The organism is Fibrobacter sp. (assembly GCA_024398965.1).
In the GTDB taxonomy this organism is placed as follows: domain Bacteria; phylum Fibrobacterota; class Fibrobacteria; order Fibrobacterales; family Fibrobacteraceae; genus Fibrobacter.
In genome coordinates, this window is record JAKSIF010000076.1 from 1 (window position 1) to 8,641 (window position 8,641).

General features: G+C 48.2%; 7 protein-coding genes. All 7 read left to right on the plus strand.

Features of this window, described 5'->3' with window-relative positions; genetic code table 11:
* The first annotated feature begins 486 nt into the window (after positions 1-486).
* Entirely contained in the window at positions 487-1,074 is a 588-nt protein-coding gene (locus MJZ26_14070) for a hypothetical protein (GenBank protein ID MCQ2106904.1), read from the plus strand.
* A gap of 75 nt (positions 1,075-1,149) precedes the next feature.
* On the plus strand, positions 1,150-1,740 hold the full coding sequence (locus tag MJZ26_14075) for a nucleotidyl transferase AbiEii/AbiGii toxin family protein (GenBank protein MCQ2106905.1): 591 nt from the start codon (positions 1,150-1,152) through the stop codon (positions 1,738-1,740).
* Between the two features lie 298 nt (positions 1,741-2,038).
* Positions 2,039-3,475, plus strand: coding sequence for an AAA family ATPase (locus MJZ26_14080; protein ID MCQ2106906.1), 1,437 nt, complete (start codon positions 2,039-2,041; stop codon positions 3,473-3,475).
* Between the two features lie 115 nt (positions 3,476-3,590).
* Positions 3,591-5,033 (plus strand): sodium:alanine symporter family protein, encoded by a 1,443-nt coding sequence (locus tag MJZ26_14085; GenBank protein MCQ2106907.1) that lies wholly within the window; start codon positions 3,591-3,593, stop codon positions 5,031-5,033.
* Between the two features lie 115 nt (positions 5,034-5,148).
* A complete protein-coding gene (gene ispD, locus MJZ26_14090) occupies positions 5,149-5,868 on the plus strand; it encodes a 2-C-methyl-D-erythritol 4-phosphate cytidylyltransferase (GenBank protein MCQ2106908.1) in 720 nt (239 codons plus the stop codon).
* 87 nt (positions 5,869-5,955) lie between these two features.
* Positions 5,956-7,335, plus strand: a complete 1,380-nt coding sequence (locus tag MJZ26_14095) for a hypothetical protein (protein MCQ2106909.1) — start codon at positions 5,956-5,958, stop codon at positions 7,333-7,335.
* A 12-nt stretch (positions 7,336-7,347) separates the two neighbouring features.
* Positions 7,348-8,641 (plus strand): hypothetical protein (locus tag MJZ26_14100; protein MCQ2106910.1); only part of this gene is annotated, 1,294 nt, incomplete at its 3' end.

The following is an 8,641-nucleotide window of genomic DNA, read 5'->3' on the forward strand; positions in this document are numbered from 1 at the left end:
AAGTCAACAAAAAAGGGTGGCGAAGCCACCCACACATGTTGATGAAGAGCCTTTTATTGTTTAAAATTTCTAGATCCCTCGACTGAGCTCGGGATGACACAAAAGTTGACGAGCTCGGGATGACACGAAAAAAAGCCGCATGGCATAGGCCACGGGCTTATAAAGCGCATCTGCAAGTAAATTTCTAGTTACATAGGGGGGGGGGTAACGGACTTGCGGACCTGCTCAACAGAGGCACAGCCAGCAAAAGAGACCGGGGCGGCCTCCACAAAGTTCAATCCATTACATGCGACTATATTCATTTGGTACAAATATAGTCACCCGTAAGATTTTTGTAAAGATTGATTTGTAGTTAAACAAATTCATGCGTAAATACGCAAAAATTTTAGCATACATCACTGCGAATGCTGCTTTTATTGCCCACTTGACGCACATTGAATATTTGTGTATATTATTGCAAAAAAGTTATCATAAATATTCATCACTATGTCAGAGAAATCGATAGTTCTAGATCTTGCAACAAAGCAAAATGGCGTTGTTACTGCAAAAGACGCTGCTCTTCTCGGAATTCCGTGCAGAGCGTTGTTTGACTGTGTTAAAGACGGTATGCTGCTTCGAGACAATCGTGGCGTGTACATAGTGCCCGACCATTTTTCCGACGAGTTCCTTACCGCCCAATACAAGTATCCAAAGGGAGTTTTCTCATTCAACACGGCGCTCTATCTATGGGGGCTTAGCGACCGTGTTCCACAACAATTGGAAATGACATTCCCAAAGGGGTACAACACGTCTGCAGCAAAAAAATTCGGCATCGCCTGCAAAATCCTAGTACAAGACAGATACGATGCAGAAATCAGCTCCGCAAAGACGCCCAACGGCAACATGGTCCGAGTCTATAGCATCGAGCGAGCTTTGTGCGACATGCTCAAATACAAGGGTGACCCCGAACTTTTCTTGAACGCCATAAAGGTGTACATGGCGAGCGCCGACAAAAACTTGAACAAACTTTTTTCAATCGCGAATTCGTTCGGCATGCATGATAAAATCCGCCCCTATGTGGAGGCACTCCTATGAACGCTATCAATGTGATGCAGTTGAAAAACAGCAACACTTTGTCATAGGAAGCTGGACGAAAATTCCATTAGAGAAATGCTCCAGGAAATCGTTCAAATTGATTTAGACGACGGTTTTTCCTTCAGCATTAAAGGAATCGAAACGATTCGTGAAAAGAATCAATATTCAGGCCTTAGAATTCATCTGAACGCAATTTGCCAAACACTTTCGATTCCGTTTGCTATGGATGTAACTGTCGGCGACAGGATCACGCCGCATGAAATCGAGATGTCGTTCCCGTCCCTGTTCGGCAATACCGCAACAACGCTCAGGTCCTACAACTTGGAAACGCTATTGGCGGAAAAATTGAACGCAATTCTCGTCATGGGCGTCGCGAATACAAGGATGAAAGACTTCTTCGACGTCCATTCCATTTGGCAAATGCTGGCGAACGAAATCAGCGTGGAAACTTTAAGCATAGCAATAACCGAAACCGCAAATTTCCGTAACAATGCCGCAGTCTTGAACGATGCCTCCGAAATCCTTCGCAGCATCAAGGACAGTGAGATTTTGGCGGAATATTGGCAACGATACCAAAAGACTTTCTCTGTAGCAAATAGATATTCCTTTGCCGAGGTCTGTGCCACCATCGAAGCAATCGTAAAGCAAATTTCAACGGCCGATTAATCAACAAAGGACCCTAGTATATGGCCATGGCCATCGCCATCGCCGCTGCACCCCAACAACAAGCTAGCACGGGCCTTCAGCTCGACGATTTTCATTTCCGGCTTGACATAGCCGCACATCGGCTTACTTGACAATGACTTTCTTTCCAGAGGCCGGAATGACCACCAGTAGGTCAAGATTTTCTATCTAAAAGTACGTTTTTGTTCAAGAATTTCGCATCAACCAAAAGATTTCTTATCTAAATCTTGATTTATTTTATATATTTAGACAAGAAATAATCAAAATAGAGTCTAAATCTATGAAAATTATCGGAAGAAAAAGGGAAATTCGGGAACTCGACCATTATGTGGAAACCGACAAGTCGGAGTTCATCGTCGTCTATGGCAGGCGTCGCGTAGGCAAGACTTTTTTAATCCGCGAATATTTCAACAACGAATTCGCCTTTCAGGTGACGGGCATCCATGACGGTTCCAAGGAAATGCAGCTGGCGAATTTTGGCATGGCCCTAGGCAAGTATTTCGGAACCCGAAGCCTCCCCAGAACATGGCTGGACGCATTCTCCATGTTGCAAAAGGGGCTTGACGAGCTGAAGACCGAGGGCAAAAAAGTTGTTTTTATCGACGAAATGCCCTGGATGGAAACCCAGAAATCCGATTTCTTGCGGGCATTCGAAGTTTTCTGGAACGGTTACGCCGCGTGGACTCACGACATTTTGCTTATCGCGTGTGGATCCGCCACCACATGGCTTACAGACAACATCCTGAACAACATCGGCGGACTCTACAACCGCTGCACAGGTCGCCTATTCCTAAAGCCGTTCTCGCTGGGCGAAACGGAGGAATACCTGAAAGACCGGAACATTCTCTGGAGCCGTTACGACATCATTGAACTTTACATGGTCATGGGCGGCATTCCCTTTTACCTGAGCCAGCTGGATCAATCCTCGACACTTGCCAAAAACATCGACGATATATTTTTCAAGGAAAGGGGAAAACTCTGGAATGAGTTTAATAATTTATATGTAACACTGTTTAAAAATGCAGACGCGCACATAAAAGTCGCAGAGGCTCTCGCCTCAAAAAAATTGGGCCTTACGAAATCCGAAATTTCAGAACTTACGGGACTGCCCTGCAACGGAACGCTTACCAAAATTTTGGACAACCTGGAAGGTTCCGGCTTCGTCCGTTCCTATGTGTATTTCGGCAACAAGAAAAAGGAGACCACCTATCAGCTTGCCGATTACTACACCCTATTCTATTATCGTTTTCTGAAGGACTCCAAGCGCGATGAAATTTACTGGGAAAATTCCCTGGACAACCCGTCAAGGCTTGCATGGGCAGGGTATTCCTTTGAGCAGGTTTGCAAGGACCACCTTTCCGCCATTCGGAAAAAACTGGGGATTTCGGGAGTGCTTTGCGAGCATTCGTCGTGGTTCAGCAAGGGGGATGCCGATTCCGGCGAAGTCCGGCGAGGTTGCCAGATAGACCTTGTCATTGACAGGCGCGACAGGGTCATCAACATCTGCGAAATGAAGTTTAGCCGCAATGAATATGTCATCGACAAGGATTACGACATGAATCTTCGCCATAAGATTGGGCAGTTCCAGCGGGAAACAAAAACCCGGAAGGCCATCCAGCTGACTTTTGTAAGCCCGTACGGGCTGAAGCGCGGAATGTATTCCAGCACGGCCCAGTCGGAAGTCACTGCAGAAGACCTTTTTTCAGACGAATCGTAACTCGTTATCTCGCATAACGTTACACGAACTTGCATTTTATTTTTACTATCTTTCGTTCGTAATTTTTCAACTAGCGGAATCTACGCAGTTTTCGCACAGCCAAAAAAGGATCAATATGGAAGCTTTTACCGCTTTTCTTGATACCATCGATGGCTATGTCTGGGGAGTTCCCCTCATTGTCGTCATTCTTTTTGTAGGCCTCCTCCTGACAGTCCGTTTGGGCTGCCTCCAGGTGGTGAACCTCCCCAACGCTCTTCGCTACATGCTGCACAACGAAAAGGGCGGTCAGGGCGAAGTCTCCAGCTTTGGCGCACTTTGCACGGCCCTTGCCGCTACCATCGGTACCGGTAACATCGTGGGTGTGGCAACAGCCATCGGCACCGGCGGACCCGGCGCTCTCTTCTGGATGGAAGTGGCAGCCTTCTTCGGCATGGCCACCAAGTACGCAGAAGGCGTTCTGGCCGTGAAGTACCGCAAGATGGATTCCGACGGCAAGGTTCTGGGTGGCCCCTTCTACTACATCGAAACAGGCCTTAAGGAACGCTTCGGCTGGAACATGAAGTGGCTCGCAGTGCTCTTCGCTATTTTCGGCGTCTGCGCCGGCGTCATGGGCATCGGCACCATCACCCAGGTGAACGGCATTACCAGCGCCATGGCCCGCCTTACTCCTAACGCTGCTGAATTCGTGAACATCGGTGGCAACTCCGTGAGCGTCACCACCGCCATCGCAGGCGTGCTGGTCACCGCATTCTCCGCTTTCGTGATCATCGGCGGCCTGAAGCGTATCGCCAAGGTTTCCACCTACATCGTGCCTGTCATGGCAATTCTCTACATTCTCGCCTGCATGCTGCTTCTCATGATGAACTTCGCCGCTATTCCCGAAGCCATCCAGACCATCGTACGTGCAGCATTCAACCCCAGCGCTGTGACCGGCGGTGTGGTTGGCACCATCTTTATCGCCATGCAGAAGGGTATCGCCCGCGGTATCTTCAGTAACGAAGCAGGCCTCGGTTCCGCTCCTATTGCAGCCGCCGCCGCAAAGACCAACGAACCGGTCCGTCAGGGTCTGGTCTGCATGACCGGCACCTTCTTCGACACCATCATCATCTGTACCATGACCGGCCTTGCCATCGTGGTTTCTGGCGCTTGGGATCCGAAGCTTGGCCTCGAAGGCGTGAACATCACCATGGAAGCCTTCTCCCGCGGTCTCGCCTTCTTCCCCGGTGGCGCAACCATCGCTCCTTATTTCTTGGCAATCGCCCTGGTGTTCTTCGCATTCACCACCATTCTCGGCTGGGCCTACTATTCTGAAAAGTGCCTGCAGTACCTGATTGGCGGCAAGAAGAAGGGCGCCATCCTCGCCTACCGCTGGGTTTACGTTGCAGCAATCTTTATCGGCCCCTACCTCACCGTAAGTGCCGTGTGGACCTGTGCCGATATTTTCAACGGCCTCATGGCATTCCCCAACCTGATTGCCCTGATCCTGCTTAGCGGCATTGTGGCCCTCGAAACCAAGAGCTTCCTGGATCGTTTGCATAACGGTGAAGTAGGCGAATAAAAAACAAAAGCAGACTTAATGAAAAACAGGTGGCGACAAGCCATCTGTTTTTTATTTTCCCTAATCCAAATTCTAATATTGTAGAAGACAATCATTTGACAGTAAGGGCAACTTTATGGACAAGAAATTTGCAGTGGTTCTCCCGGCCGGTGGCCTGGGCAAGCGCATGGGCGGAAATATTCCCAAGCAGCTGATGCTTTTGGGCGGCAAGCCTGTTTACCGTTATTGCCTTGAGACTTTCTTGCAGATGGACGAAATTGCCGAAGTGGTGATGGCTGTACCTGTCGACTGGAAAAGCCATTTTGAAGAAGAGCTTTTCGGACCGGAAGCAGGCAAGAACGGAGCCAGTCTCACTCCAGAAATGCGAGCCAAGCTGAAAATTGTTGTAGGTGGTGCAGAGCGCTGGCAATCCGTAGAGAACGGAGTCAACGCCCTGACAAGTTCCGCGGAATACGTTCTCGTGCATGACGTGGCTCGCCCCTTTATTAGCAAGGAAATCATTCTTGACGTTTGCAACACCTTGGTGACCAAGGGGGCATGCCTTGTGGCAAAACCCGCTGTAGATACCATCAAGATCGCAGCAAACGGCCGCGTTGAAAAGACCATCGACCGCAACACCGTTTGGATGGCACAGACCCCCCAGGCAGCCTCCATCGATGTTTTGAAGAAACTCTACGCAAGAATCGCAGCAGAACCGTTGAACTTTGTACCCACTGATGAAGCCAGCATTCTGGAATTTTTCGGAGAACCGGTCTACATCGTAAAGGGTACCGCCGCAAACGACAAGCTGACCACCCCCGAAGACTTCGAAATCTTCGCCGCAAAGCTGAAGTAACAAACAGGACTCTCATATTATTTTATTACATTGGTAATTCAGTATATTGGAGTTTTGGGAAACTCAACCTTATTGGTGAATTAGGATATGAACATTTTAAGAGTCGTGGCATTTATCGGCGCGTTGGCAGCATTTTCCATTGCCGGCCAAACCGTATCCATTTTTGTGAAAGACCCTGCAGAATTGGAGAATCTTCAGCAGAACCTGACTAACCTCAAGTTAGAACTGGGGGCGGAGAATCCAGAAATCGATGCACTTCTGCAGCGCGCCACCCACATTGCAGAAATGAACAACCGCTGTTCCATGATCTCCATCAACGATGTTCTGGACGAGGCTTGCGGACGTTTCTATTCCGTGGACCTGCCCGAATTCGAAGCCCAATACATGGAACTGACTGGTGAATTAAGCTTGAACGCCGTTAAGGTTGGAAACACCCTGGCAGAGCGCACCGAACAGATTCAGGTTTGTGCCACCGCCCTAGGCGGAATCCTCGTATCCAAGGATAAGTTGCTTAAACTAGACGGCGGCGTAGACTTGGAGCCCCTGGACCTGGCCGGAGCCTTCGACGCAACTTACGACTTCACCTTGTACTTTGACGAAAACCTAATGAACCAGCAGAAAAGGCTGATGGATCGTTGGGTGGAAAGATGTAGCGAAGTTGTGGTGCGAAAGGCGCACGATGAATTCGCACCACTGTTTGTCGACCGCATCAACGCCGTTAACGATTCCTTGGAAAAGAGCAACGCCAACGTCAAAATTGTGCTGGAACCGGAATATCTTGATTTCTATCTGGACCTCAACAAGAATGTTGCTGGAGCCTATTACCTGAATGGTGCTGAAATTTTCAATGTAAGTTCACTCCCTACAGGCAGAAGCTTTTCTCATATTATCGTAAACGTCCTTGACCAGAACGTGCAGTTTCCCTTGGGTACTAACGGAAAGATGCAAAACTTTAGAGGTCGCGTAGAATTCACTGCAGCCTACCAGGAAAAGGACCTGATGGGACGTTGGGTCTGGGGCAACAAGAAGACTATCAACCGTGCCAAGGTAAAGGGCGAAATTTCTGCAGCCGCCGTTGTAGGGGATTCAACCAAGCCGGCCCCCATTGTCAAGAAGCTTGCATCCCTTGATACTACCGCACTCATCGCTTCAGAGGCTGATTCCGAAGCCCAAGAGGCGAAGGATGTTGCCGCCAACGATGCGGCAAAGAACGCAGCAACCGGCGACGGTGGCAAGAAAATATCCTGGATTCCTACAGCCATTGCGGGAGCAGTCGCCATTGGCGGCGGCGTGATGGCAGCAGTCTTCAACAACAAGGCAAAAAAAGAAAGCGAAAAGAAGACCTTGACCCGGGAAGAGTACGACGACCGCTGCGACAAGATTGATAACGCCCAGACCTTGCGAGCCGTAGGTTTGGGAATTGCCGCCGCAGGCCTTGTTGGCGTAGGCGTTACACTGTTTTTCTAAGGAGAGGATGATATGAAAATGAATAATCTGAGCAATCCCTCCCGTGTCATCCTGAGCAACCCTGCCCGTGTCATCCTGAGCGTAGCGAAGGATCTAGCAATCGCAACATCTCTTTTTGCATTTGCAGCCTGTTCCGACTACCTACAAGACTTCCAGGATAAGTATGACGACGGCAAAGCCTTCGCCGAAATATCCAGCGACAGCGACAATGGTGGCGACGACGGCAAGTCCAGTTCATCCAGCAAAACAGGTGAAGGGATTTCTAGTGACAAAGGAAGTTCCTCGAGCAATGACGACAGCGAACTCAGCTCTTCCAGCAAAGGCGACGTCGAATCTTCCGACAGCACAGGCAGTTCTAGCTCCGCTACTAATGGCGAGGAAGCCCATTGTACCGGCACCGTAATTTACGATTACAAGAACCCGGGAAAACTTGGGCTTGATTTACAGTTCTTTACAAATGGAACTGCCACGAAGTTACCGGAAAATAAACAAGGCATTGAACTTACAAGCAATACTGTGAAAGATTTTGCAATATTCACTTTGAGCAAAAACGATCTTCACGACGTTTTTTCATGGGAAGGTCTTTGTATAGAATACTCGTCTAACGAAGATATACCACTTTACCTTGCCGATTCGCTAGAAAACATAGAGCAAATCAATCTACCTGCAAACGATCACTTCAAGGAAATCAGTTGGGCAGACACAACATCCAGAAAGATTTCCCTCAATGGTAGAGTATCCTTCAATAAGTTCGATGCTTTTTCATTCGAGAAAATCACTACCCAAAAAGTAGTAACCATCTCAAGAATTACAACCATCGCAAAGGTTGCCCCAGGCAGTTCCTCTTCTGTTGCAGAATCCAGCAGCAGTGCATTCAAGCCTTGCACAGGCACCGTGATTTATGACGCGGAAGAAGATTCGGTGTATAATAGATTTGGTCGAAAATTTATTACGTTTGTCCAAGAGTATGGCTATGGCTCAGATTTGAGCAAAACAAGTTCAGACGGAGTAACAGCACAACTTTCTGAAGGAAGCTCATTAATAATGCCTTTGGCAACATACCCAGATACCATGAATATTGAACCTTGGGGTGGATTCTGTGTTGAATACACTGGTTCAGGAGTTCTACATGCTAACGTCGTCGATGAGAGTAGCGGTAATAAATATATTTTGCTTTACAAAGAGATGCCTAATATAAATGGCGAGAAAAGTTCATTCACATGGTCATGGAATGAAAATGATGCTTTGATGGAGGAACAAAAGAACTCGGGCTTTTCAAACGGATTTTCAATAGAAAAAGTAAATT